Raw genomic sequence first — 26,231 nt, forward strand, 5'->3', positions numbered from 1 at the left:
TTAACTCCGGATCGTCCGTATTCTGCCCATCTTGTGCGCCCGCTTAAAACGCGCTTAGCTGGTGCCAAGGGAGCGAGGTTGAGGGGACGGGATGATGCGGCATGGCACGTCCAAGGGACTGGTGGATTGGTCCCGGCCGCTCAGGCTGCATCTTGGCGTTCTCGTCGTTGGATCCCTTCTTTGCACATCGATACCCATCATCTGGATGGCCTTCAGCCAGGGCAGGAGCGCGGCCGTCACCGCAGGGTTGCAGCAGATGCGCGAAATGAGCCTGCGACTGATCGAGGGATACCGCAACACGCTGCAGGAAGGCACCGAAGCGGTGGCGCTTGCCTCGACCATGCAACAGCTCGTCTCCGAGCCGCCAGCGGATATCCGAGCGAAAGAAGATTTCTTTCTCGAGGTTCTGCGCAATGTCCCCAATGCGACAAGTGTCTACACCGGATATCCCGATGGCTCGTATCTGCAGGTGATTGCTACCGCCCGCGATGACGTCAGGCGGACGCTGTCGGCGCCTGATGGAACGGCCTTCGCGATCCGGACGATCGCTCGCAGAGACCGGCCCGATGTCGTATCGACGCTGCGTTTTCTGGATGCCAACGCTCGCGTGATCGAGGAGCGCGCCGTCGAATACGCATCTTTCGATCCACGGCAGCGGCCCTGGTATCAGGCGGTCGTCCAGGATGGAAAGGCGGTTTCGGTCGGGCCCTACGTCGCTGGAACGCTCAAGACGCCAACATTGACGATCGCGGCACCGATGCGCGACGACGGCAAGATCGTGGTCGGCATCAACATCCACCTGAGAACGATCAGTCGTCTCCTTGATGCCAGCCAGATTTCGCCGCGCGCCCGTGCCTACATTATTGACGACGAAGATCAGCTGGTCGCTCATTCGGCCCCCGAAATCATGGCTAGGCTCATGGACCTGTGGTCACGAAGTGCCGGCGGCATCGGCGCTACGGCAAGTGGCTTCGACACCAGCCTGGCAACCGTGGCCAACCTTCGGCGAGATTCAGCCTTCGGCGCCGGCGGGCTCGCGCGACTGGACCTCGACGGCGAGCGATATCTGATCCAGGTCGCGCCGATCAGCGTGTCCGGACTGTTTGCGGGAAGCGAGGCGGCGATCGTCGTGCCGCTGGCGGATCTCGTTGAGCAGGCCAACCGATCGCTGGTGCACAATCTCATCATCGCTGCTGGCTTTGTCATCGCGGGTGTCGTCGCGTCGGTGCTTCTGTCGCGCATGGTCAGCCGCTCTCTCAACCAGCTGGCGGGGGAGGCACGGGAGATCGGCAATCTCGATGTTCACGAAAAGACCACCTCGCATTCCTTGATCACCGAGATCAACATGCTCGCGACTGCGCTGGCTGCAAGCCGCCGGGCCATCGGCCAGTTCGCTCTCTATGTGCCGCGCGAAGTGGTCCGGCGGATCGTGGGCCCGGGCGGGCCGGCGATCGTCCAGGCGAAGCGGCAGGAAATAACAGCGCTGTTCACCGACATCCGCGACTTCACGACCATATCCGAGCAACATTCGCCGGAGGATGTGGTCGAGACGCTGTCTACCTATTTCGAGCTGCTGAACAGCGTTGCGGAGCGGCACGGCGGAACGGTCATCCAGTATCTGGGCGATTCCATTTTCGTCATGTGGAATGCGCCCGTGGAGACCGCAAAGCATGTGGAAGAGGGCTGCCTATGCGCGCTTGCGATGAAGGCAGCCGTAGATGCGTTGAACGATGCCAATCAGAAGGGTGGGCGCCCGCTGCTGTTGACGCGATTTGGCCTGCACACCGGGCCGGCGGTTGTCGGCAGTTTCGGCGCCGCTTCGCGCCAGCAGTACACGGCAATGGGCGATACGATCAATGTGGCGTCACGGCTCGAAGGGCTGAACAAGGAGTTCAACACGTCGATCCTGGTCAGCGCAGCTGTGAGGGATGCGGTCGGCAGTGGGTTCGATTTTCGACCGCTCGGCCTGGCGCAGCTCAAGGGGCGGGCGGGCAAGGTGGATGTGCTGGAACTTGTCGGCGCGCGCTCGATTGATCCGGGCTGATCAGCTTTGGGTGGTTCACTGCTCAGCACCGTCAGGCTCAGGCGTTTCGCCGCCACTGCGTCGGCTTCGATGTCGCACAAGCCGGGAGAGGACGTTACGCTTTTTCTTCTTCCGCGGGATCAAATCGACGTCGCTCACAAGCCTTGCGCCACCATCGCGCTTTTCCAATGTGATCTTGCGGCTATGAAACGCTTCCAGTTCGACCCGGTGCCCGACGCTCAAGATGGTGGCCTTCGGCAATTCGGCAATCAGCATCTCCATGAGCCGATCCTGGCTCTTTTCGTCGAGAGCCGAAGTCGCCTCATCGAGAACGATGATATCCGGATCGTGTAGCAGCAGTCTGGCAAACGCCAGCCGCTGCTTTTCGCCGCCTGATAATGTCTGATCCCACGGCGCCTCGTCTTCGATCCTCTCCTTCAGATGACCGAGGCCGACCTGATCGAGGACACCGCCAATTTCCTCGACCGTCCACGTGTCGGCGCCCGCCGGATAGGTGACCGCCCTGCGGAGCGTTCCCGATGGGATGTAAGGGCGCTGCGGCAGCATGAAGAGGCGCTTGTCGGGGCGGAAATTGACGGCACCATCGCCCCAAGGCCACAGGCCGGCGATCGCCCGGACCAAGGTGCTCTTGCCGGATCCGGATTCCCCGGCCACCAGCACCCGCTCCCCTGGCTGGATCTCCACCTCCGTCTCTTTGACCACCGCCGTCCCGTCGCCCAGCGAGACGGAGAGGTCGTTCAAACTGAGGATCGCATCGCCTTCGGTTTCGCCGCGTTTGATACGTCCAAGCGCATCGCTCTGTTCGGCCCGCTCCAGCCCATCGATCGACATCATCAAGGACGCGACGCGCCTTGCGCATGCGTTCCAGTCGGCAAGGCGCGGGTAGTTGTCGACAAGCCATCCGAAAGCGCTCTGGACAATCGTGAACGCGGACGCAGCCTGCATGACCTGGCCCAGGCTCATGCTGCCGTCGAGGAATTTGGGCGCGCAGAGCAGAACGGGCACGACGGGCGCGATCAGCATCGAACCGTGCGAAACAAGTGTCGTTCGCATGTATTGACGCGCGAGCAGCGCCCACTGGTGCAGAACGTTCCCGAAGGTCTTGTCCAGGTCGTTTCGCTCTTCGTCTTCGCCGCCAAGCAAAGCGATGCTCTCGCCATTCTCGCGCACACGCGTCAGCGTGTAACGGAATTCGGCCTCCACCTGGTTCTTGGCTTCCGAGACCTTGACGAAATGCCGGCCGATATAGGCGATCGAGGTCGATGTGATCACTGCATAGAGAACGGCCGTGACGACTAGAAAGCCGGGAATGGTGATCACGGTTCCCGCGATCGGCAGAGACAATGCTCCACCGATCATCCAGAGCACCACGATAAAGGTCGAAGCCGAGACGAAGGCCGCTATGACGCCGGCGACGAAATCGACGGGCGATTCCGTGGCGATGCGCATGTCCTCGGAAATGCGAGCCTCCGGATTCTTGTGGTCGCCGCCGATGAGATTGAGCTGATAGTAGCGCCCACTGGCCAGCCATCGTCCGATGAGCGCTTTCGTCAACCATGACCGCCAACGCCGCTGCATCTTCATGCGCATGTAGACTTGAATGGTGACGAGAGCGACGCTTCCCAGCACGAGCGGCGGGAAAAGCGCACCAAGAAAATAGACCGTGGGCGCATCGCGCTTCTCGATGGCATCGAAAAGGCCGCGGTTCCAGACGTTTATGCCGTATTGGAAGCCGACATTCAGTCCGATGAGCGCCAGCAGGCCGATGGATAGTGGCCAGGCCAGCGTATCACCGCGCCGTGTCCAGTATCCACGCGCGCTGATCCAGAATCTCTTGAGCAGGTAAGACTTGCGTGCCGCCTCGACTTCCTCGGGCGTCATATCGTCTTCGGGTTTTGGGATGTCCGGTGGAGGGTCTATGTCCGCCACATCGGGCGTCGGCGCCTGATCATGGACCGGGTTTACATCATCACCCGATCGGGTGCCGCCAGTCTTGGTCGGATCAACATCATCGTCCCTCATAAGGGGCTAAACGTTCTGAAAATCAGAAAGTTTCAAAGCCGGAGCAGAGTGGATTAGTGCCTGCCGCGTGGCTCATCGCTTTCATCGACAATCGATGGCAGGAATGACTGGACTTCAGCGCGCTCCCTGTCCGAAAGGATCGCAATCCTGGTTTGCCAAAAGCGCTCGGCTTCCGGCGTGTCCTTATCCCAGGCTCGGGTGGAGGCCTTGTTGTCGTCAAAGGCTGCCAACCGCCGCCCTCCAAGATGGCGGTACTCGTCTGCTGTCTGCTTGGCGCGGTTGATCATCTTTGTCTCCTTTCCAGACCCCGGGGACAAAGCGCCCGACGCTGCAAGCGCTTTGCCACAGGAGAGTCTCGGATGGGGTTTATTCCGAGATATTTATTGAACGAGGTTTCCAGCAGGTTTGTTCCCGGCCGGTCTTGGCACAGATGCTAAACCTGAACGGATATGATCGTATCCACGGAAACCGATCCGTCGATGACGCCTCGTCTTAGGTCCCGGCGCCCGTGTTCGATCTCGATCACGGTGTAAAGCTTGTCATCCCTAAAGGCGCTGGCGTTGATTGTCGTTACGTCATCCCCCGGTGCGGTGTCGACTTCCATGAAGTCGAGCTCCGTGGATGCCGCGACGATGCGCGCGTCCCCCGCCGTGCGGGCGGCAACCACGATGTTGCCATGTCCGGGCGAATTATCCCAACGCGGATCGTTTGGCTCGGCAATGGGTTCCAGCCGGTAGATGTTGAGAGCTTCACCCTCTCCCACTGCCTCGGAACCCGTGCGTGCCGCATCTTCGATTTGCGCCTGGCTTTCGACCGATCTTCCGAAAGTATTCGCGGTTGTGGCATTGTTGGCGGCGCTTTCGCCGTTTCGTACGACGTTTGACATAGCTTTCTCCTTCTCTTGAATGGAAAACGAGAAGGACCCGATGTCGTTCCGTCGATGAGTGCCGGCTTATCCGGTCGAATGATCGTAGAGAACGTTGCCGGTCGCGCCATCGACGCCGGAGAGGCTGACCTCGTATCCCCAGAGATGACGGATATGGGTGAGGGTTTCGTTGCGGCTGGTCTCTTCGAGAAGAAGGCCGTCATTGACCGTGTGCTTCAGCCGAAGCCTGCGGTCGCCGAGGAGATCGACGTCAACGACCTGAATATCGGGTTGCCTGGCGCTGACATCGTAGCTGCGGGCGAGAGCCGAGCGGATCTCCGCATAGCCGCGCTCGTTGTGGATGGATGAAACCTCGCAGAATTTGTCGGCCGCCATATCCGACAGCCTGAAGAGCCGGAATTTGCGGATCACGGCTGGGCTCAGATATTGCAGGATGAAGGATTCATCGCGGTGGTTCGCCCATGCATCGCGCAACGTGCCCATCGGATCGTTGTTGCCGGCCATGGAGGGAAACCAGTTCCGGTCCTCGTCGGTCGGATTGGTGCAGATGCGTTCGATGTCCTGCATCATCGCGAAGCCGAGCGCGTAGGGGTTGATGCCCGAGAAGCGGGGATCGTCGAAGCCCGGCTGGAAGACGACGTTGGAATGGCTGCTCAAGAGCTCCAGCATGTTGCCTTCGCTGATCTTGCCCTGATCGAACAGCCGATTGATGATCGTGTAGTGCACGTAGGTCGCGCACCCCTCGTTCATCACCTTGGTCTGCCGCTGCGGATAAAAGTATTGCGCGATGATGCGCACGATCCTGAGAATTTCGCGTTGCCAAGGTTCCAGGATCAGGCTGTGTTTCTCGATGAAGTAGAGAAGGTTCTCCTCCGGCAGGTTGAGCGCTTTCTTGCGTTCGGAGGCATTGCGCTCCGCCTCGTGCGGATCGCGGCTGTCGACGGAAGAGGGCAGGGTGCGCCAGAGGTCGCTATAGGTCTGCTCTTCATATTCCAATCGTTCACGCGCTCGCTCGCGTACCTTCTCGGAGGAGAGGCGGGGAGGGCGGCGGTAGCGGAAGACGCCGTTGTCCATCAGCGCATGGGCGGAATCGAGGATCGCCTCGACCGCCTCGGTGCCGTGACGCTCCTCGCACTTGGCGATATATTTCTTGGCGAAGTCCATATAGCCGAGAATGGCGCCGGCATCCGTCCACTGGCGAAACAGATAGTTGTTCTTGAAGAAGTGGTTATGCCCGAAAGAGGCGTGCGCAATGACCAGCGTCTGCATGGCCATCGTGTTTTCCTCCATCAGATAAGCGATGCAGGGGTTGGAGTTGATGACGATCTCGTAGGCGAGCCCCCGATGGCCCTTGCGATAGAGGCTGTCCTCGTAGATGAAGCGCTTGCCGAAGGACCAGTGCTGGTACATCAGCGGCATCCCGACCGAGGAATAGGCGTCGAGCATCTGTTCCGACGAGATGATCTCCAGCTGGTTCGGATAGATATCGAGCCCCATCTCGCCGATCGCGATATCCTGAATGGCGTCGTGGACGATCGATAGCGTTCCGAAATTCCAGTCGGAGCCTTCAAACAGCAGCTCGGAACTCTCCGCTCGCTTCGCCATATCGGTCATCCCTCAGTTATGCGTACGCGCGCCGGCTTTGCGGCTGAAGAGCTTGCGGAAGACCGGGTAGATATTGCCGGGTCTTGCGATGCGGGCCATGTGGAAGTTGGGGACTTCGCCATCGACGGTGCGATAGGCGCGCCAGAGCGAAGTGCCGTTGTCGGTAGCGCCGAATATCTCGGTCTCCCGTTCGTCGATGATCTCGACATAGGCGTAATACTGGCAAAGCCGCATCAGGTCGCCGCGCAGGAGTGCCGCGCATCGCTCGGAATCGCCGCTGCTGTTGTCGCCGTCGGAAGCTTGGGCCGCGTAGATGTTCCACATGTCGGCCGGATAGCGCGCCTCGATGATCCGCTGCATCTCCTCAAGTGCCGTGGAGACTACCGTGCCGCCGCTCTGCTTGCTGTAGAAGAAGGTCTCCTCATCGACCTCGTGCGCCTCGTCGGTGTGCCGGATGAAGATGATATCGATCCGGCCGTAACGGCGCTTGAGGAAGAGGTGCAGCAGCACGAAGAAGCGTTTGGCGAGATCCTTCTCCCGCTCGCCCATCGAGGCCGAGACGTCCATCAGGCAGAACATCACGGCGTTGGCGTTCGGCACCGGCTGGCGCTCGAAGCGGTTAAAGCGAACGTCGACGGGATCGACATAGGAAATTCGCCGGCGACGGCGCTCAAGCGTTGCTAGGTCTTCGCGCAAAGCCGTCAGTTTGCGGCGGGTCTCGGCCGAGAGCGGCGTCTCGGCTTCTAGAGCGGCGATCTCGTCGGTGATGAGCTTCACCTGCCGCTCGCTTGGTCGTTGCAGCGCCATGCGCCGGCCGAAGCTGTTGCGCATTGTGCGGCCGATATTGATGTTGGTCGGAGAACCCGAGGTGGTAAAACCGACGCGTTGCGGCTTGAATGTCACTGTTTCCTTCAGGCTCAGCTTGACCAGATCGGGCAGTTCGAGGTCCTCGAAAAAGAGATCGAGCACTTCTTCGCGCGACAGGATGAACTGAAAGTCGTCATCGCTTCCGCCGCCGCCCGCGCCATGTCCACCACCGCCGCCCGCGCCGCCATCGGGCTTGGAGATGCGGTCACCGGCGGAAAATTCCTTGTTTCCCGGCAGCACATGTTCCCGGTTGCCCGATGTGGAGGAGGGGCGGAAGCTCGGCTCGCCGGCGCCGCGCGCGGGCATCGGAACGCCATGGGCGGTGTCGACATCCGCTATCTTGTCGGATTTGATCTGATCCTTGATCGCCCGCTTCAGCTCGTCGCGGGCGCGCTTCAGGAATCGTTGCCGGTTGCCGAGGCTCTTGTCCTTCGGGTTAAGCCGGCGGTCGATGAAATTCGGCATGCGCCAATCCCTCGCTTTGGCTCCGGTTTTGGCATCGTCAACCGGCCTTGTTCACCCGCATGTACCAATCGACCAGTCGGCGGACCTGGCGCGCGGTGTAGCCACGCTCGATCATCCGCTGAACGAATTCGTCATGCTGCTTTTCGGTCGAGCTGTCCTTCTTGGAGCCGAAGCTGATGACGGGCAGCAGATCCTCGACCTGACCGAACATCCGCTTTTCGATCACCTCGCGCAGTTTCTCGTAGCTTGTCCAAGCCGGATTGCGGCCGCCATTGCGCGCCCTTGCCCGCAGCGTGAACTTCACCACTTCGTTGCGGAAATCCTTGGGATTGGCGATGCCGGCAGGCTTTTCGATCTGCGAAAGCTCGCTGTCCAGGATTTCGCGGTTCAGGATCTGCCCGGTATCGGCATCCTTGAAATCCTGGTCCTCCAGCCAGGCATCCGCATAGGATATGTAGCGGTCGAAGAGGTTTTGGCCATATTCGCTGTAGGATTCCAGATAGGCCTTCTGGATCTCGTGGCCGATGAACTCGGCATAGCGGGTGGCGATCTCCGACTTGATGAAGTCGAGATAACTCGCCTCCATTTCCTTGGGAAACTGCTCGCGCTTGATCGCCTGCTCGAGGATGTACATCAGGTGCACGGGATCGGCGGCAACTTCCTTTGTGTCGTAGTTGAAGGTCTCCGACAGCACCTTGAAGGCAAAGCGGGTGCTGATACCGTTCATGCCCTCGTCGACGCCGGCCACATCGCGATATTCCTGTACGGACTTGGCCTTGGGATCAGTGTCCTTCAGGTTCTCGCCGTCGTAGACGCGCATCTTGGTGTAGAGCGGTGAGTTCTCATGTCGGATCAGGCGCGTCGCGACCGTGAAGCGGCTCAGATTTTCCAGAACCTCCGGCGCGCAGGCGCTCTTGGCGAGCTCGCTTTCGCGCAGCAGCTTCTCGTAGATCTGCCGTTCCTCGGTCACGCGCAGGCAATAGGGCACCTTGACGACGAGGATACGGTCGAGGAAGGCCTCGTTGTTGCGGTTGTTCTTGAACTGCTGCCACTCGGATTCGTTGGAGTGGGCGACGACGATGCCCTGATAGGGGAAGGCGCCGAAGTTTTCGGTGCCGTTATAGCTGCCCTCCTGCGTTGCCGTCAGCAGCGGGTGCAGCACCTTGATCGGCGCCTTGAACATTTCGACGAATTCGAGCAACCCCTGCGTCGTGCGGTTGAGGCCGCCGCTGTAGGAATAGGCGTCGGGGTCGGCCTGGCTATAGTTCTCCAGCTGGCGGATATCGACCTTGCCGACCAGCGCCGAGACGTCCTGATTGTTCTCGTCACCCGGTTCGGTCTTGGCGATGGCGATCTGGCGAAGCCTTGAAGGCATCAGCTTGACGACGCTGAAGCGCGAGATATCGCCGCCGATCTCGTCTAGCCGCTTGGTGGCCCAGGGGGAAATCAGTCCGGTGAGGCGGCGTCTGGCAATTCCGTACTTGTCTTCCAGGAGATCGGACATGCGCTCGGGCTGGAAGAGGCCGAGCGGTGATTCGAAGACTGGGCTCACCTGTCCGTCGATCGCAAGCGTGTAAATCGGGAAGCGCTCCATCAGCTTCTTCAGCCGTTCGGCGAGAGACGACTTGCCGCCGCCTACTGGACCGAGGAGGTAGAGGATCTGCTTGCGCTCTTCGAGACCCTGCGCGGCATATCTGAAATAGCCGACGATCCGCTCGATCGTGTCTTCCATTCCATAGAAATCGGCAAAGGCGGGATAAATCTTGACGGTGCGGTTGGAGAATATGCGGCCTAATCGCTCATCGGCGCTGGTGTCGATTAGTTTAGGTTCGCCAATGGCTTCCACCATGCGTTCCTGCGCGGTGGCATATAGTCGTTTGTCATCACGGCAGGCCAGGAGGTATTCCTGGAGACTTAGCTCTTCTTGCGCGGCGTTCGTATAGATCTCCGAAAACAGATCGAATACGTCGCTTTCGCTCTTCTGCATCTTTGCTCTCCCGCGGCCGGTTGAATGAGGACGGGATCGCTACGTGTCGGCTCGCGAGATAAGAACGCGTCAGACTATTTTATTACAATGCGCTTACGAAGTTCGGGACAGTCTGTAGCCGATAGCCGCGATACTCGTCAGACTCACATTATGCAGCCGACGCGGCAGATCTCCAAGGGCGCAGATGGGTTTTCACTCTTTTTTGCACGATATGTGACAAATCTCGTTCATGCACAAAAAAGGGGCCGCTGAACGGCCCCTTTCTGTTGCTTTGCGCTGACGTTTAGTTCGGCAGAGCGTAGGCGATGACGTAGTCGCCACGAAGATCCGACTGGCGTGCGCCGCCGGCCGAGATGATGACGTACTGCTTGCCTGTCTTCGGCGACTTGTAGGTCATCGGGCCGCCCTGGCTGCCGACGGGCAGACGGGCTTTCCAGACTTCCTTGCCGGTCGCCGTGCTGAAGGCGCGCAGGTAGAAGTCCTGCGTACCGGCGATGAAGATCAGGCCGCCCTGGGTGGCGAGCGTGCCGCCGAGCGTCGGCATGCCGATCGGGATCGGCAGACCCATCTTGATACCGAGCGGGCCGGTGTCTTCGACGGTGCCGACAGGAACCTGCCAGGCGATCTTCTGCGTCTTCATGTCGATTGCCGTCAGGCTGCCGAAGGGCGGAGCCTGGCAGGGAATGCCGAGCGCCGACAGGAAGCGGTTCTTGTCGACCGCGTAAGGCGTGCCCTTCATCGGCACGAGGCCCATGCCGGTGTTGACGGACTCACCACCGCTGTTGACGGCCTTGGTCGGTGCGGCTTCCTTCATCTGGATCCACAGGCCGAGGCGCATGTCGTTGACGAAGATGTAGTTGGAGTTCGGGTCGGTCGAAAGGCCGCCCCAGTTCATGCCACCCAGCGAGCCCGGGAAGTTGAGCGCGAGGTCGGTGCCCGGAACCGTGTAGATGCCATCGTAGCGCATGCCCTTGAAGGCGATGCGGCACAGGAGCTGGTCAAACGGTGTCGCACCCCACATGTCGCTTTCGGTCAGCGTCTTGGCGCCGATCTGCGGCATGCCGACGGAGAGCTTCTGCGTGGGCGAGTACGGCTCGTTGGGGATGTTGCCCGGCTTCACCGGTACATCGTCGACCTTGGTCAGCGGCTGACCGGTTGCACGATCGAGCACGTAGAGCTGGCCAGCCTTGGTGCCGAACACGAGAGCCGGAACCGTCGTGCCGTCGGCCTTCGGGAAGTCGATGAACGAAGGCTGCATCGGAACGTCGAAGTCCCACAGATCGTTGTGAACGGTCTGGTAGACCCACTTCTCACGGCCCGTGGTGGCATCAAGCGCCAGCATCGAGGCACCGTACTTGTGGTCGAGATCCGTGCGGGTCGCGCCGTAAAGGTCGACCGACGGGCTACCAACAGGCATGAAGACGGTGTTGGAAGCCGCATCATAGGACATCGACGCCCAGACGTTCGGGGTCGAACGCGTGTAGCTTTCGCCCGGAGGCGGCAGGAGCGTGATATCAGGGTTGCCCGGGTCGAATGCCCAACGCAGCTGGCCGGTCACGACATCGAAGCCGCGCATGACGCCGCCAGGCATGTCGGTGCTAACGTTATCGGCAACGCGGCCGCCGACAACGACGGTGGTGCCGGCAAGCGTCGGCGCCGAGGTGAGCACGTAGCTCGGATCAGCCGCTTGGCCCATGCCGACCTTCAGGTCGACGCGGCCGTTGGTGCCGAAATCAGGGCAGAACGCGCCGGTGTCGGCGTCGAGCGCGATCAGCTCAGCGGTGATCGTGTTCATCAGGATGCGGCGTTCGCAAAGCGCGCCGGGTGCGACGTTAACCGCGGTAACCGGCGTGGAGTTCGGTGCCGAAGGCTGTTCGAGCGCACGCGTCGCATCGAAGTAAGCGAGGCCACGGCAACGCATCCAGACGGACGACTTTGCGTTGATCTCGGCCTTCCAGATTTCCTTGCCGGTATCGGCGTCGATCGAGATGACGTTGTTGTGCGGGGTGCACACGAACACGCGGTCGCCGACCTGCAGCGGGGTTTCCTGGTCTTCCGCGCCGTTGGCGCCGGGGCTGATCGGCGTGTCGCCGGTGTGGTATTCCCACGCAACCTTCAGATCGTTGACGTTATCAACGTTGATCTGGTCGAGCGCCGCGAAGCGGCTGCCGCCCGAGGTGTTGCCGTAGGCTTCCCAGTTCTTCTGTTCGCGAGCGGGATCGACCGGCGTGCGGGCCGGGCCGGCGCCGGTGGCGACGACTGGCGGATGCGGGATGAACATGCCGTAGAAGGCTGCGCCGGTGCCGATCGCGAGGATCAGAGCAAGGCCGAACGAAGCGCCGTAGGCGGGCGTGCGGCCGGCCGAGCGACGCAGCAGCGGGAAGGAAAGGGCAACGACGATTGAGCCGACGGCAATCGCCAGCAGTCGCGAAATCAGCGGCCAGAACTCAAAGCCGGCGTCCCAGATGGCCCAGATGGCCGAGAGAACGAAGACGAGCCCGAAGAGCAGGGCGCCCAGCGGCTTGCGCCGGATGATGAGCAAGCCCGCGATAACAAGTCCGATGCCGGCGAGCAGGAAGTACCAGCTGCCGCCCAGCGAGACGAGCTTGCCGCCGCCGATCGCGAAAAACAGTCCGGCGAGCGATATGATCGCTCCGAGCAATACCAGCCACAGGCGACCTAACAGCGCCGGTGGGTTCGGTGATTTATTCATTGAATAGCCTCATTGCATATCCGGCAAACGAGAATGGAAAGCCCGCAAAAAATGAGATGCTCGCCGTGCTCGTTCGCCGTTCGGTTAGCTGTCTTAACGACAGCAGGCGAAGAGGAGCGATTTCGAGCGCATGTGCGTTGGCGAACCATGATCTGCGAAAAGCGGCGCGTTGGGCGCCAATCCGGGAAATCTGCAAAAGTCCATCAGGCTCGTCCTACGTGGTTCGAAATGCACGTGTCAGGCACCGACGGAGGGAGACAGTACCTTAACGTCTCCAACCCTGGCCGGGGTATATCGTCAGCGGCCGCATGGTGGCAAGTTCTATTTTAGAAGAACGAATAACAGCTTGCTATTGGGCAAGCGGGTCCGGTTTTGCGTTGGGAATCGAAGCTGGATTCCGTGCGTCGCCTGTTCAGAACGGGTTCGTCGTGGCGCTTTCGATCTTCACCGGCTTCTTGTTTGACAGCCGTTCGATGCAGCCGGCATAGGTCGCATGCATGGGATAGATGCGTGAGGTTGGAATGACCCAGTCGGGCTCATTGCCCTGGAACGCGACGTTGATATCCGCCATCCCGCTGAGCGCGGCGCGAATGATGCCCTGAACGCCGCCCGCGTTCGAATTTCCGGGCAGGCTCCAAACGCGCAGGCTCTTATTGTCGGCGCCGATGGCCGGCACCTCCATGCTGTTGCTCTTGCCCGTCACCGAAACCTTGGTGGAGAGGTGGTCCGGGAGCGACCATGCGTCATTCTTGATGATCCACGACGCATCCTTGAGGCTTTCGCGGAACTCGACGGTCTTTCCCGTCATGCTGTCCCAAACCAGCGCGCAATAGGGCTCGCCGCCATTGTGGACATAGCCGATCGACCATTGTCGGGACGAGCCGATCCATTCCTCGGTGCCATTGGCAACCAGCGGAGCGCCGGCGCTGAAGAGAGCGGCGGCAAGAACAACTCTCGCGGAAAGAACGGCGAACGGTCTCATTTTTCCGTACCTCAGTGCAACACGGCATCGTCTTCAGGGGCTACCCTCGAACCGTCCTTGTCGCACGAACAGGTTTCAAACCGGTGAATCGCCACGCTTCCCGCTGGCTCTCGCTTTCCGCCCGTGTGTCACGGAAGGACACAGAGCATCTCGTAAAGCAGATTTGCGGCAATCAGCGCCGTGTTGCCCGATGGGTCGAATGGCGGTGAAACCTCCACCAGATCGCCACCGACGAGATTGAGTCCGGCGCAGCCGCGGATGATCTCGAGCGCCTGCCATGTCGTAAGGCCACCGATCTCGACCGTTCCCGTGCCCGGGGCGAAGGCCGGATCGAGGCTGTCGATGTCGTAGGTCAGGTAAACGGGCGTCGAGCCGATCTTCGCCCTAATCTCTTCCATCAGGGGCTTGAGCGATTTGCCCCAGCATTCCTCGGCCTGAACGACCGTCCAGCCCTTGTCGCGGGCCCAATCGAAATCCTCGGGCGAATAGCCGGTGCCGCGCAGGCCGATCTGGAACACCTTGTCGTTGACGAGAAGCCCGTCGTCATAGGCGCGGCGGAACGGCGTGCCATGGGCGATCTTTTCGCCGAACATCTCGTCGTTGGTGTCGGCATGGGCGTCGACATGGATCAGCGCCACGGGGCCGTGCTTCCTCGCGATCGCGCGCAGGATCGGATAGGTGAGCGTATGGTCGCCGCCAAGCGTCAGCGGGATGCAGGGATGGGTGAGGAGGTCGTCGTAGAAGGCGGTGATGATATCGACCGAGCGCTTCAGGTCGAAGGTGTCGATCGGCACGTCGCCGATATCGGCCACCTGCATCCGCGCGAAGGGTGCCGCACCTGTTGCCATGTTGTAGGGACGCAGCATGCAGGACTCTTGCCGGATTTGCCGTGGTCCAAGGCGGGTGCCCGGCCGGTTGGAGGTGCCGACGTCGAGCGGAATGCCGACGAAACACGCGTCGAGACCCTCCGCAGTGGCTTGGCTCGGCAGGCGCATCATCGTCGCCGGGCCGGCGAAGCGGGGCATGTCGTTGCCGCCGAGCGGCTGGTTGAACGTGTGGTCCGGCATGGCTTCGTCTCTCCTGATCGCGATGGGTATGTCTTGGGTGTCGCCCGGGCGCTAGCCTACAAGGGCGGCGATGACCTCGCGCGCGGCGCGCTCGCCGCTTTGCAGGGCGCCGTGGGCGGTCGAAAAGTCCGTGGTGTGGGTCGCTTCGCCGGCGAAGAACACGCGCTCGTCGTACGATCTGGCGAGCGCGGGGCGGGCGTCGGAATGGCCGGGCAGTGCGTGGCTGTAGGCGCCGCCGATCGAGGCCGTCCTGGTCCAGTCCGATGCGATGAGCGGGCGGAGATTGCGACGGATATCGCTGCCGAACAGATGGGCGAGCTGATCCGTGGCGCGCGCGAATGCAGCGTCATGGCCGTGATCCGCCACGGCGCGTGCGCCGGCGCCGCCGAGATAGCATTCGATGACGGGCTGGCCGAAGGGGCGGATATAGTAGCTGCCGGTCGATGCATCGCGGGGATCGCCGATGAGATGCGTCTCGTCCTCGAATGGAGCGGAGCCGATGATCTCAAGGAAGAGCTTCTCGTTCGCCCCAAGTGGCAAGCGGGCTGCTGCCTCTCGCCACGCATCAAGTGCGCTTGGCCAGCGGATCGTGTTGCCTGCAAGGATATTGGTGGAGATGGTGACGATGACCGCGCGGGCGCGCACGGTGCCGACCGCTGTCTCGACCTCAACGTGACGTCCGTCGAGCCCGATCGCTTCGACAGGCGTCGAAAGCTTCACCATCGCCTTGGCCGGCATGGCGGCGCTGACGAGTGCGCCGTAGCCTGTTGCGACGCGCCAGTTGAAGTCGGTCGAGGCTTCGTTGTAAGCGGCGTAGTCCTTGCAGGAAATGCGTTCAAGTTCGTCGCCGCTGATATAGCCGCTCAGCGCTTGCAGATAACTCGTCCAGCCGTCGGCCGGGTCGAGCGCATCGGCGGCGATGTCGGAGAGGGGAGGAGTGGTGGAGACGCGATCTGTCCACCGTTCGAAGGCGGTATGCGCCTCATCGCGTTCGGATGGCGTGAAGCCGAGATCGCGAAACTGCCCGCCCCAGGCGGATGGCTGGCGATCAACGGCGATGCCGATCTCGCCGGCGATGCGGGTCCAGGGATTTCGATCGCCGGAGTGAAGCCAGCCGCAGCCGAGATCGACGACGCTGCCCGCTGCCGTTTTCGTCGAGGCGCGACCGCCCTTGCGGTCAAGAGCCTCTAGCACCAGTGTCTTCAGGCCGGCCTTGGCGAGCGTTCGGGTCGCACCCGTCCCGGCCGCGCCGGCGCCAATGATCACGACATCGGGCTCTTCCATCATCGACATGGCCTAGGCGACTTTCCTTGCGGTCAACTGAATACGAACGTCTCCGCCGCATGCTCCATAAAGTGACCTGTCGAATCAATGCCGTTTTACGGCTTTGCGCTGAAACTTAAAGCAATTGCGGGCGCGGCATCGAATGCCACCGCGCCCGCATCAGTCTCTTATTCCAGATAGGACATGATGACCGAGGTAACCTGCGCCTGCTCACTCGTGTCGGGTGCCGTTGCGGCCGAGGCCGTCGTTACCGATGGGGTGGTGGTGGCCGTCGTCGTGGTCGCTGAGGCGGTGCTCGCGCTCGCCAGTGGGCCGTTGGTCAGCGCCTGTACCTGGGCCGAGGTCATCGCGTTGATCTGGGCCGGCGTGAAGGCTTCGGCCTGGCTCACCGTCAGCGCGCTGAGCGCCCTCGTGCTGAGCCCCGAAACCGCGCTGGAGCTCAGTGCGATGATGCTCTCGGGCGAGAAGCCCGCCAGGTCGTCCGGGCCGAGGGCCGCGGCCTGAACCACATTGAGCGCGCCGATCTGGGTGGTCGAGAGCATTCCGATCTGCGCCGAGCTCATGGCCACGACCTGGCTATAGCTGAGCGCCGCCACTTGGCCCGTGGTCAGCGCCGCGATGTCGTTCGACGGCAGGGTTGAAAACAGCGCCGTCGTCAGCCCCTTGATCGAGGCCGGCGTGATGGCCGCGAACTCTTCGGTCGAGAGCGTCTGTAGCTGGTCGGCCGTCAAGCCGGCAAGCCCGGTCGAGCTCAGGGCCGCGATCTGGTCGGTGGAGAACGTGCTGAACTGATCAGTGCTCAGCGCGTGGATCTGATCGCTGGTCAGGCCGGAAACCCCGGAACTGCCGAGAGCCGCGATCTCCTCGGTCGACAGCGACGCGATGAAGCCCGTCGACAGTCCTTTCATCGCACCGGAGCTGATCGCGGCGAGCTTGGCGGGCGTCAGTGCGTCCAGGCTTGACGAGGTCAGCCCCTTCAGCGCGTCGGAACTGAGTGCCGCGATCTGGTTCGTGGACAGTCGTTCCATTTGGTCGATGTTCAGCGCACCAGCCTGGGCGCTGCCGAGGCCGCCGATACCTGCCGCGCTCAGCGCCGCCACCTGCTCGACCGAAAGCACGGCGATGTCGCCGGTGCTGAGTGCCGCGACCTGAGCCGAACCCAGGGCGCCGATCTGCCCGGTGGACAGCATCTCGACCTGGCTTGTGCTCAAGGCAGCGATCTGGGCGGTCGAGAGCCCGGCAATACCCGCCGTGCTCAGCGCGCCGATCTGCTCGGCCGAAAGCGAGGCGATCGTCGTCGGCGACAACCCGGAGATGGCGGCAGAGCTGATCGCCGCGATATCGGCGGTGGAGAAGCTGTCGAGATCATCCGTGCCGAGTGCCGCGATCTGCTTGGAGCTCAGCGCGCCGACTTGCAAGCTGGTCAGCGCTTCGGCCTGATCGACGCTGAGAGCAGCGATCTGGTCCGTGCTGAGGCCGGCAATGCCTGCGGTGCTGAGCGCCGCGATCTGGCTTGGCGAGAGCGAGGCAAGCGCCGCGGTCGACAGGCCGGAGATTGCCGACGAGCTGATCGCGGCGATTTCGGCCGTGGTGAAGCTGTCGAGATTACCGGACGTCAGAACCGCGACCTGTCGTGAGGAAAGCGCGCCGATCTGTGTGCTGGTCAGCGCCTCCATCTGGTCGCTGTGCAGCGCGACGAGCTGGCTGGTCGACAGCCCCGCTATGCCCGCGGTGCTCAGTGCCGCGATCTGCTCCGGCGAAAACGCGCCGATGTCGGCTGTGTTCAGAGCCGCGATCTGCTTGGAGGTCAGCGCGCCGACCTGCGCGGTCGTCAGTGCTTCCACCTGGTTGGTGCGCAGCGCGCCGATCTGGTCGCTGGTGAGGCCTGCAATGCCGGTGGGGCTGAGGGCCGAGATCTGGTCGCCCGAGAGCGAGGCGATCGCCGATGTCGAAATGCCTGTTATTGCGCTGGAGGTGATCGCAGCCATGTCGGCTGTGCTGAAACTGTCGAGATCATCCGTTCCGAGCGCGGCGATCTGCTTCGAGTTCAGCGCGCCCACCTGAACGCTGGTGAACGCCTCGACCTGGCGCACGCTGAGCGCGCCGATCTGATCGCTGGTCAGGCCCGCTATGCCCGCCGTGCCGAAGGCCGCGATCTGGTCGACCGAAAGCGCCGCGATACGGTCGGTGGCAAGCGCCCCGACCTGCTTGGAGCTCAATGCGCCGATCTGCGTTGTTGTCAGCACCTCCACCTGGTCGGAACCGAGCGCGGCCATCTGGCCGCTGGACAAGCCCGAGATGCCGGCCGAACTCATGGCGACGATCTGGGCGGTCGACAGCGCGCTGATCGCGGCGGTCGAAAGGCCAAGGATGGCGCCCGAGCCGATGGCGGCGATATCGGCGGTGGAGAAGTGCGAGAGATCGTCGGTGCCCAAGGCGGCAATCTGCCTCGAAGTCAAGGCGCCGACCTGCAGGCTGGTCAACGCCTCGGTCTGGTCGGTGCTCAATGCCGCGATCTGATCGCTGCTGAGACCAGCTATGCCCGCCGTGCTCAATGCCGCGACCTGCGCGGTCGTCAGCGATGCGAGGTCGTCGGCGCCAAGCGCTCCGATCTGTCGCGAGCTCAACGCGGCGATCTGGCCCGTGGTCAGCGCTCCGATCTGGTCGCTGCTGAGCGCGCTGATGAGATCGACCGTCAGGCCCGCGATACCGGCGGTGCTGAGTGCCGCGATCTGGCTTGTCGTCAGCGTCGCGAGTGCGGCTGCCGACAGGCCGGCGATGGCGCCGGAGTTGATCGCGGCAATGTTCTTCGCAGACAGGATGGCGATATCGTCGGTGCTGAGAGCCGCCGTCTGCTTCGAGCTGAGCGCTCCGATCTGCGCCGACGTCAGCGCTTCCACCTGATCGGTCCGCAGCGCCGAGATCTGGCCGGTCGTCATCCCCGTGATCGCCGCCGTGTTCAGCGCCGCGATCTGGCTCGCCGAAAGCGCCGCGATCGTGCCGGTCGAGAGGCCGGTGATGGCGCCGGAGCCGATGGCCGCCATGTCCTTGGTCGAGAAGGTTGCGATGTCATCGGCGGTGAGGGCGGCGAGCTGCGAGGAGCTCAGGCCGCTGACCTGGCTGCTGGTCAGCGCTTCCGCCTGGGCGGTGCTGAGTGCGGCAAGCTGCTGGGTGGTGAGGCCTGCAATCGCATTCTTGCTCAGCGCGGCGATCTGCGCCGTTGTCAGGGCGCGGATCGTGTCCGTCGACATTCCGCCCAGCGCGCTTGATGTGATCGCAGCGATATCCTTGGTGGAGAAGGTTACGACATCATCCGGCCCGAGGACCGAGAGCTGGCTGGAATTCAGCGTGCCGACCTGGTTGCTGGTGAGCGCTTCCGCCTGTGCGGTCGAAAGCGCCGCCAGTTGCTGTGAGTTCAATCCGGCGATGCCGCCAACAGAGAGAGCAGCGATCTGCGCGGTGGAGAGTGCCGCGATGTCATCCGTGCGCAGTGCGCCGACCTGAGACGAGCTGAGTGCCGCCATCTGCTTGGTCGAGAGCGCCAGGATCTGCGTGTTGCTGAGGGCCGCGACCTGGCTGGTCGAGAGGCCAGAAACGCCGGACGAGCTCATGGCGGCCAGCTGCTGCGTGGTCAGCCCGGCCATGTCGCCGGTGCTGAGCCCCGCCACCTGCTTGGTGGTCATCGCCGCCATCTGGCTGGTGCTGAGTGCCCCGAGCTGCGCGCTGCTCAGCGCGTCGATCTGATCGGATGTCAGGCCCGTGATGCCCGATGGCGTCAGGACGGCGATCTGGTCTGTTGAGAGAACGCTGACATGGTCGCCGAGTGCTGCGACCTGCGCCGATGTGAGAGCCTTCACCTGCGCGGTCGAGAGCTTGGCGATCTGGTTGGTGCCAAGTGCTGCGACCTGCGTGCTCGTCAGGCTTGCCAGAGCGCTGGTGCTCAACAAAGCGAGCTGTGCGGTTGTGAGGCCCGAGACAGCATCGGCGCTCAGTCCAGGTAGGCCCCTGTTGGTGATTGCCGCGATGTCGGCGGTCGAGAAGGTCGCGATATCTTCAGCCGACAGCGCGGAGAACTGAAGTGAGGTCAGAGCGGCTACCTGCGCTGGCGACAGGGTTTCGATCTGCGACGTGCTCATCGCATCGATCTGCTGGCTTGTGAGGCTCGCGATCGCGCTGGTGTTGAGTGCGGCGATCTGCTCGTTCGAAAGGCCCTCGACAGCGTCGGCGCGAAGACCCGAAATGGCCTTATTGGTGATCGCGGCGATATCGGCGGTGGAGAAGGTCGCGATATCGTCGGCGCCGAGTGCGGCCATTTGCGCGGAGCTCAAAACCTTCACCTGCGCCGGCGACAAGGCTTCGACCTGCGCGGTGCTGAGAGCGCCGATCTGGTCGCTTGTCAGGCTTGCGACGGCGCTCGTGCTCATCGCTGCGATCTGGGTGGCAGACAGCGTCGCGAGCACATCCGTGCTGAGGCCCGGCAGCGCCTTGTTGGTGATCGCGGCGATATCGGCCGTCGAGAAGGTGGCGATGTCGCTCGCATCCAGAGCGCCAAGCTGCAGCGAATTCAGCGACATCACTTGGAGCGGCAAGAGAGCTTCGACCTGCGCCGAGCCGAGAGCGTTGATCTGGTCGGTCGTCAGGCTGGCGATCGACGTCGTGCTCAATGCGGCGATCTGGGCGGTCGTAAACGCGGCGACCTGGTCCGTGCCCAGGGTGGAGATCTGCAGCGTCTTCAGCGCGTTGACCTGGGCGGTCGTGAGCGCGCCGATCTGGCCCGAAGACAGGTTGGCCATGTTGAGGCCGGGGATCGCCTTGCTCGAGAGTGCCGCGATATCGGCTGTCGAGAACGTCGCGATGCCGTCTTCGCCAAGCGCCGACAGCTGCAGCGAGCTCAGCCACGCCACCTGTGCGGGGGTGAACGCCTCGACCTGGCTGGTGTTCAAAACCGCAAGCTGCGTGGTCTTCAGCGCGCTCACCTGCGCCGTCGTCAGCGAGGCGATCTGGCCTGTGGAGAAGGTAGCGATGATATCGGTGCTGAGACCCGGTATGGCCTTGCTGGTGATCGCCGCAATATCGTCGGTCGAGAAAGTCGCAATATGATCGGCATCGATCGCGGCGAGCTGGACGGAGGTCAGCGCCGCGACCTGTATCGAAGACAGTGCCTCGACCTGACCGGTGCTCAGCGCTGCGATCTGCATACTCGTGAGCCGTGGGATCGCCGTCGAGTTCAAGGCTGCAATCTGGGCGGTGGAGAAGGTCGAGATGATGTCGGTGGTCAGGCCGAGGATCGCCTTGCTGGTGATCGCCGCGATATCGTCAGTCGAGAAGGTCGCGATATGATCGGCATCAAACACGGCCAACTGAACCGAACTCAGAGCCTTCACCTGCGTCGGCGACAGCGCTTCCGTCTGGTCCGTGGTCAGCGCGGCCAGTTGGTCCGTTCCAAGGTTAGCGATCTGCCCGGTGGTCAACGCCGCGATCTGGGCGGTGGAGAGCCAATCCATGTTGAGCCCGGTAAAGCCCTTGCTGGTGATCGCGGCGATATCTGCCGTCGAAAACGCGGCGATGTCGTCGGCGTCGAAGGCCGCGATTTGCGCCGAACTCAGAGCCTTGACCTGAGCGGGAGACAACGCTTCTGCCTGCTCCACGCTCAGCGCGCCGATCTGTTCCGTCGTGAGGTTGGCGATTGCGGCCGTGCTTAGGGCCGCGATGTTGGTGGTCGAAAGCCCTTCCAGCTGCGCTGTGCTGAAGCCCGCGATCTGCGCGCCCAACGAGGTTATCTGGCTGGTCGAGAGCGCCGCGATCTGGTCGGCGCTCAGGGCTTCGAGCTGGGTACCGGTGAGGTTTGCGATCAAGCTCGTGGACAAAGCGGCGATCTGGGCAGACGACAATGCGCCGATCGCATCCGTGCTCAGGCCCGACATGGCGCGGCTGGCGATGGCAGCGATGGCGGCTGTCGAGAAGGCTTCGATATCAGCGGCATCGAGCGCGGCGAGCTGCGCAGAGCCGAACGCCTTGACCTGCACCGAGGACAGCGCCTGGAATTGTTCGTCGTTCAGGGCGGCGAGCTGTCCGGTCGTCAGGCTTGCGATCGAGCCTGTGCCGAGGGCTGCGATCTGCCCGGTCGACAGCGCTGAAATGGAGCCCGCGCTGAGGCCTGCGATGGCCTTGCTGGTGATAGCCGCGATATCAGCGGTGGAGAAGGTGGCGATGCCATCCGCGCTGAGGGCGGCAATCTGGGCAGAATTGAGCGCCTTGACCTGCAGCGGGGTGAATGCCTCGACCTGTTCGGGGCTGAGAGCTCCGATCTGTTCGGTCGTCAGGCTTGCCAGCGCGCTGGAGCTGAGCGAGGCGATATGGGCTGGCGAAAGAGCTTCGATTTGCCCAGCGCTGAGGGAAGCGAGCTGTGTCGTGGCCAGCGAATTTGCCTGGGCCGTCGTCATCGCCGCGATCTGGTCCGGTGACAGGGCAGACAGGTTCAGGCCTTTCATGGCCTTGGTGTTGATCGCGGCAATGTCCTCGAGCGACAGCATGGCGATGTCATCAGGTCCGAGTGCGGCCAGTTGCCCCGAAGTCATCGCCGCCATCTGCGACGGCGTAAACGCTTCGACCTGGTCGGCGCTCAATGCGCTGATCTGGCTGCTCGTGAGCGACGCGACGGCGCTCGTGTTTAGGGCCGTGATCTGATCGGGAGACAGGGCCGCGAGTGCCGCCGTACCGAGACCTTGGATGGCCTTGGTGATGGCGGCGATATCGGCTGTAGAGAAGGTCGCGATGTCCTCGGGGCTGAGTGCCGCGAGCTGCGCGGTGGACAGCGCCTTGATCTGGTTGGGGGTTAGAGCTTCCGACTGCTCGGTCGTCAAGGCGCCCAGCTGTGACGTGGTAAGCGCAGAGACCTGGACGGATGTCAGGCTCTCGATGGCATATTTGTTAAGCGCGTGCAGCTGGTCGAAGGTGAAGCCTACGATGGAAGTCTTCGCGATTGCGCTCAGCTGCTGCGAGTTCATCGCCTCGACGTCCTCGACATCGAGCGCCGCGATCTGAGAGGACGATAGGGCCTTGACCTGGGCCGTGGACAGCGACGCGATGTCGTCGGTTGTCCATGCTGCGACTGCCGCGGACGACAGGGATCTGATCTGCGTTATCGTCAGCGTGGATGCAACGGTCGTCATGCTCATCAATCCCAAATGTTCAAATGGCGTCAATAAAAAGCCGGGTCGAAACCCCGATAGCGAACGGCAAGCGGCTTCCGGCCCAAGGTCTGAATGAAGAATCGGTCACCCAAGCCCGCGCAGCTAAGAGCCGAAGGTAGGTTGTGTGGCTTGTCTGAACCTGAAATTGCAGGTGGTCTCTCCCCAAACAGGGGCCGTGCCCGCTGCCGCGAAGAAAATAAGTGGCGGGCCTTGCCCGCAGCTGGTGTCGTTCTGCGCCTTCGAGTGGGCCCTATCAGGGATCGCGAAATTGCGCGATGCCGGCAATTTCACAAATGTCCAAAATTATCACGCAATTGTCATATGAAGGAATCACGGCTCCACTACACGGCGACGCAAAGCGATAGGATTTGCGCATGCCAAAGAGTGGACGAATGAACGTGTATGGGACGGCTCTCTCCGTGCCCTGCATCTTTACCGAGAACGACAATGGCGGAACGATCCGCGGATGCCCGCGATTTCTCGCGCTTGTGGCCGGAAAGCAGAGCATCCGCCTGCTCGATACGATCAGCGGCCGGTCCACGCCGATCGCGCTTCACCGCATCGATCGACGCGGCAGGGCGCGGTTTCGCTGGCTCTGACCTCGCATTGAGGCCGGAACTCGTCTGCCTGGGGCGCGATGTCTCCCGCAAGCACGACCGGTCAGGAAAAGCCTGATTTTTGCCGCCCGGCCTTTCCCATGCTGCATTGCACTCTAGCTGATGTCGTATGGAACGCTTCATTCTCGACTTTCAGGAAGCAACCGCATGGTTGCCCGCTTGGCTGGTCAGCATCGGTGTCCTTGCTGCCGCCTTTGCCGTGGGCCTGATGATCCATCGCCTCGCTTTTCGCTTCTTGAGCCGCGTGGTCGAAACGCGGGATCTGTTTTGGCGATCGCTGGTCTCGCGCGGTCGCCGGCCGCTGCGGCTTAGCATTCTCACTTTGACCCTTTCGCTCGGCGCCACCATGGCGCCGCTGACGACGCCGCAGGCGGAGTTCATCCGCCATATCCTGCTCCTGGGCTTCATCGCTGTCGTCGGCTGGATCAGCAAGACCACGCTGCACATCTGGATGACCGTCTATCTGCGCCGCTTCAAGCTAGACGCCGAAGACAACCTGCTGGCGCGCACCCATGTCACCCAATCGCGCATCGGCGAGCGCATTGCCGCCTTCATGATCGTTGCCATCACGATCGCGGCGGGGCTGATGACCTTTCCGGCCGTGCAGCAATATGGCGTGAGCCTGCTCGCCTCGGCCGGCGTTGCCGGCATCGTGCTCGGCCTCGCCTTGCAGCCGGTGCTGAAGAACGTCTTCGCCGGTATCCAGCTTGCGATCACGCAGCCGATCCGCATCGACGATGCGCTGATCGTCGAGGGCGAGTGGGGCAACGTGGAGGAGATCACCTCGACCTACGTGGTGGTCAAGCTCTGGGATTGGCGAAGGCTGATCCTGCCACTCAGCTATTTCATCGAGAACCCGTTCCAGAACTGGACGCGGGAGAGCTCGGCGCTGATCGGCACGGTCATGATCTATCTCGATTACTCGGTGCCCGTTACGGTGATCCGGTCCAAGGTCGAGGAAATAGCCGCCGCCTCCAAGCTCTGGGACAAGCGGGTGGTCGCCGTGCAGGTCACCGATTTTCGCGAAAACGTCATGGAAATCCGCATCCTCGTCTCGGCCTCCAATGCACCGAAGACCTTCGACCTGCGCTGCGAAATGCGCGAGAAGATCATAGACTTCGTGCAGCGGGAGTATCCGGCGAGCTTGCCGCGCGTGCGGGCCGAGGGTGCCGCCAACTTCAACGGCGTGATCGGCGGTGATGCCGCGGTTCGAGCCTCGGCGCACTCCTGATTGTCGGCGACAATCCCAAGAAGATGAGCGGGCGTAGGAACCGTAAGACAGCCGCGTAGGCGGGGCTCATCGGTTTAGGCAATGGCCGATCTCAAAAAAGCAGACCTCCCAACCATTGTTCGGGCGCGTCGCGGACTCCATATACCTTTTGATTAGGGCGGCCGTCTTCAGCGGTTGCCTCCACTTGTTGATTACAAAGGTATTGCCATGGCCGCTCTTTCCATCCTCGAACTTGTTCGCGTGACGGAGGAGACGGACGCCCGTGGCGCCCTCGACAACGCGCGCGATCTGGCCGCGCATGCCGAGGAGTGGGGCTACCGGCGCATCTGGGTTGCCGAACACCACAACATGATCGGGATCGCGAGTGCCGCGACATCCGTCGTTCTCGCCCATCTCGCGGCGGGAACAAAGACGATCCGCGTCGGCGCCGGCGGCATCATGCTGCCGAACCACTCTCCTTATGTTATCGCCGAACAGTTCGGCACGCTGGCGCGCCTGTTTCCCGATCGCATCGATCTCGGGCTCGGCCGGGCGCCGGGAACCGACCAGATGACACTTCGCGCGCTGCGTCGCTCGCCTGAAGCGGCCGATCAGTTTCCCCAAGATGTGCTTGAGCTGCAGGCGTTCTTGGCGCCGGCCGGCCCAAACCAGCGGATACAGGCGGTTCCGGCTGCCGGCACCGAAGTGCCGCTCTGGATTCTCGGCTCCAGCAATTTCGGCGCCATGCTCGCTGGCGAACTCGGTCTGCCCTACGCCTTCGCCTCCCACTTTGCGCCGGAGCTTCTTATTCAGGCGCTGCAGATCTATCGCACCCGTTTCAAGCCATCGGAGCAGCAGTCGCAGCCCTACGCCATGGTCGGCGTCAACGTCATCGCCGCCGAAACCGATGCCGAGGCGCGCCGACTTGCGACGACACAGCAGATGTCCTTCACTAACATGTTTCGTGGCACGCGCGGCCTGAGTCAGCCGCCGATCGACGATATCGAAACTTATTGGTCGCCGATGGAAAAGGCGCAGGCCCAGCAGATGCTCGCCCGCTCGATCATCGGCTCGCCCGAGACGGTTCGCGCCGGCCTAGAGAAGCTGATCGAGGAGACCGGTGCCGACGAACTGATGATCGTGTCCGACGTTTATGATCATCGCGCGCGCCTGCAATCCTTCGAAATGATCGCCGAGGTTGGGCGAAAGATCTGACACTAACCCATCCACATTCAACGCAATCAATACGGGTTGCGTATCGCATGAAGACGCCACCACGGGAGACAAAG

Annotated in this window: 15 protein-coding genes; 4 read left to right on the forward strand and 11 right to left on the reverse strand. The window is 62.3% G+C overall.

Annotated elements, in window-relative coordinates; all coding sequences use genetic code 11:
* Nucleotides 1–94: 94 nt before the first annotated feature.
* Nucleotides 95–2,044: an adenylate/guanylate cyclase domain-containing protein gene (locus tag ACIQUB_RS12515; protein WP_402929858.1), complete on the forward strand. Its 1,950-nt coding sequence runs from the start codon at nt 95–97 to the stop codon at nt 2,042–2,044.
* 15 nt (nt 2,045–2,059) lie between these two features.
* On the opposite strand, the gene ACIQUB_RS12520 is transcribed toward ACIQUB_RS12515, so the two are convergent.
* The 11 genes from ACIQUB_RS12520 to ACIQUB_RS12570 all read right to left on the reverse strand — a co-directional run bounded on the left by ACIQUB_RS12520 (nt 2,060) and on the right by ACIQUB_RS12570 (nt 23,094).
* Nucleotides 2,060–4,066, reverse strand: a complete 2,007-nt coding sequence (locus tag ACIQUB_RS12520; RefSeq protein WP_402929859.1) for an ABC transporter ATP-binding protein/permease — start codon at nt 4,064–4,066, stop codon at nt 2,060–2,062.
* Between the two features lie 53 nt (nt 4,067–4,119).
* Entirely contained in the window at nt 4,120–4,353 is a 234-nt protein-coding gene (locus tag ACIQUB_RS12525; RefSeq protein ID WP_113198458.1) for a hypothetical protein, read from the reverse strand.
* A gap of 146 nt (nt 4,354–4,499) precedes the next feature.
* Nucleotides 4,500–4,952 (reverse strand): hypothetical protein, encoded by a 453-nt coding sequence (locus tag ACIQUB_RS12530; RefSeq protein WP_402929862.1) that lies wholly within the window; start codon nt 4,950–4,952, stop codon nt 4,500–4,502.
* 66 nt (nt 4,953–5,018) lie between these two features.
* The gene (locus ACIQUB_RS12535; protein ID WP_018896653.1) at nt 5,019–6,557 is read right to left on the reverse strand and encodes a SpoVR family protein; all 1,539 of its coding nucleotides are present in this window, start codon (nt 6,555–6,557) and stop codon (nt 5,019–5,021) included.
* Nucleotides 6,558–6,569: 12 nt separating this feature from the next.
* The gene (locus ACIQUB_RS12540) at nt 6,570–7,889 is read right to left on the reverse strand and encodes a YeaH/YhbH family protein (RefSeq protein ID WP_113177380.1); all 1,320 of its coding nucleotides are present in this window, start codon (nt 7,887–7,889) and stop codon (nt 6,570–6,572) included.
* 37 nt (nt 7,890–7,926) lie between these two features.
* Nucleotides 7,927–9,876, reverse strand: a complete 1,950-nt coding sequence (locus tag ACIQUB_RS12545; protein ID WP_018896655.1) for a PrkA family serine protein kinase — start codon at nt 9,874–9,876, stop codon at nt 7,927–7,929.
* A gap of 283 nt (nt 9,877–10,159) precedes the next feature.
* Entirely contained in the window at nt 10,160–12,589 is a 2,430-nt protein-coding gene (locus tag ACIQUB_RS12550; protein WP_402929865.1) for a glucose/quinate/shikimate family membrane-bound PQQ-dependent dehydrogenase, read from the reverse strand.
* Between the two features lie 412 nt (nt 12,590–13,001).
* A complete protein-coding gene (locus ACIQUB_RS12555; protein ID WP_402929867.1) occupies nt 13,002–13,571 on the reverse strand; it encodes a hypothetical protein in 570 nt (189 codons plus the stop codon).
* Between the two features lie 128 nt (nt 13,572–13,699).
* On the reverse strand, nt 13,700–14,638 hold the full coding sequence (gene speB, locus ACIQUB_RS12560; RefSeq protein ID WP_402929869.1) for an agmatinase: 939 nt from the start codon (nt 14,636–14,638) through the stop codon (nt 13,700–13,702).
* A 51-nt stretch (nt 14,639–14,689) separates the two neighbouring features.
* On the reverse strand, nt 14,690–15,931 hold the full coding sequence (locus ACIQUB_RS12565) for a flavin monoamine oxidase family protein (RefSeq protein WP_402929871.1): 1,242 nt from the start codon (nt 15,929–15,931) through the stop codon (nt 14,690–14,692).
* A 158-nt stretch (nt 15,932–16,089) separates the two neighbouring features.
* Nucleotides 16,090–23,094 (reverse strand): beta strand repeat-containing protein, encoded by a 7,005-nt coding sequence (locus ACIQUB_RS12570; protein ID WP_402929873.1) that lies wholly within the window; start codon nt 23,092–23,094, stop codon nt 16,090–16,092.
* A 413-nt stretch (nt 23,095–23,507) separates the two neighbouring features.
* Here ACIQUB_RS12570 and ACIQUB_RS12575 point away from each other — a divergent pair, with 413 nt between their 5' ends.
* From ACIQUB_RS12575 to ACIQUB_RS12585, 3 genes are all read left to right on the forward strand, one after another.
* The gene (locus tag ACIQUB_RS12575; protein ID WP_018896661.1) at nt 23,508–23,714 is read left to right on the forward strand and encodes a hypothetical protein; all 207 of its coding nucleotides are present in this window, start codon (nt 23,508–23,510) and stop codon (nt 23,712–23,714) included.
* A 127-nt stretch (nt 23,715–23,841) separates the two neighbouring features.
* Nucleotides 23,842–24,963, forward strand: a complete 1,122-nt coding sequence (locus ACIQUB_RS12580) for a mechanosensitive ion channel family protein (RefSeq protein WP_402929875.1) — start codon at nt 23,842–23,844, stop codon at nt 24,961–24,963.
* Between the two features lie 207 nt (nt 24,964–25,170).
* A complete protein-coding gene (locus tag ACIQUB_RS12585; protein ID WP_402929877.1) occupies nt 25,171–26,157 on the forward strand; it encodes an LLM class flavin-dependent oxidoreductase in 987 nt (328 codons plus the stop codon).
* Nucleotides 26,158–26,231: the final 74 nt, after the last annotated feature.

This window comes from Rhizobium sp. NPDC090275, assembly GCF_044772225.1.
Taxonomy (GTDB): Bacteria; Pseudomonadota; Alphaproteobacteria; order Rhizobiales; family Rhizobiaceae; genus Rhizobium.

Coding starts and splice junctions, on each gene's coding strand:
- ACIQUB_RS12515 (WP_402929858.1), top strand. CDS start 95: ATGCGGCATGGCACGTCCAAGGGACTGGTGGATTGGTCCCGGCCGCTC.
- ACIQUB_RS12520 (WP_402929859.1), bottom strand. CDS start 4,066: ATGAGGGACGATGATGTTGATCCGACCAAGACTGGCGGCACCCGATCG.
- ACIQUB_RS12525 (WP_113198458.1), bottom strand. CDS start 4,353: ATGATCAACCGCGCCAAGCAGACAGCAGACGAGTACCGCCATCTTGGA.
- ACIQUB_RS12530 (WP_402929862.1), bottom strand. CDS start 4,952: ATGTCAAACGTCGTACGAAACGGCGAAAGCGCCGCCAACAATGCCACA.
- ACIQUB_RS12535 (WP_018896653.1), bottom strand. CDS start 6,557: ATGGCGAAGCGAGCGGAGAGTTCCGAGCTGCTGTTTGAAGGCTCCGAC.
- ACIQUB_RS12540 (WP_113177380.1), bottom strand. CDS start 7,889: ATGCCGAATTTCATCGACCGCCGGCTTAACCCGAAGGACAAGAGCCTC.
- ACIQUB_RS12545 (WP_018896655.1), bottom strand. CDS start 9,876: ATGCAGAAGAGCGAAAGCGACGTATTCGATCTGTTTTCGGAGATCTAT.
- ACIQUB_RS12550 (WP_402929865.1), bottom strand. CDS start 12,589: ATGAATAAATCACCGAACCCACCGGCGCTGTTAGGTCGCCTGTGGCTG.
- ACIQUB_RS12555 (WP_402929867.1), bottom strand. CDS start 13,571: ATGAGACCGTTCGCCGTTCTTTCCGCGAGAGTTGTTCTTGCCGCCGCT.
- speB (WP_402929869.1), bottom strand. CDS start 14,638: ATGCCGGACCACACGTTCAACCAGCCGCTCGGCGGCAACGACATGCCC.
- ACIQUB_RS12565 (WP_402929871.1), bottom strand. CDS start 15,931: ATGTCGATGATGGAAGAGCCCGATGTCGTGATCATTGGCGCCGGCGCG.
- ACIQUB_RS12570 (WP_402929873.1), bottom strand. CDS start 23,094: ATGACGACCGTTGCATCCACGCTGACGATAACGCAGATCAGATCCCTG.
- ACIQUB_RS12575 (WP_018896661.1), top strand. CDS start 23,508: ATGAACGTGTATGGGACGGCTCTCTCCGTGCCCTGCATCTTTACCGAG.
- ACIQUB_RS12580 (WP_402929875.1), top strand. CDS start 23,842: ATGGAACGCTTCATTCTCGACTTTCAGGAAGCAACCGCATGGTTGCCC.
- ACIQUB_RS12585 (WP_402929877.1), top strand. CDS start 25,171: ATGGCCGCTCTTTCCATCCTCGAACTTGTTCGCGTGACGGAGGAGACG.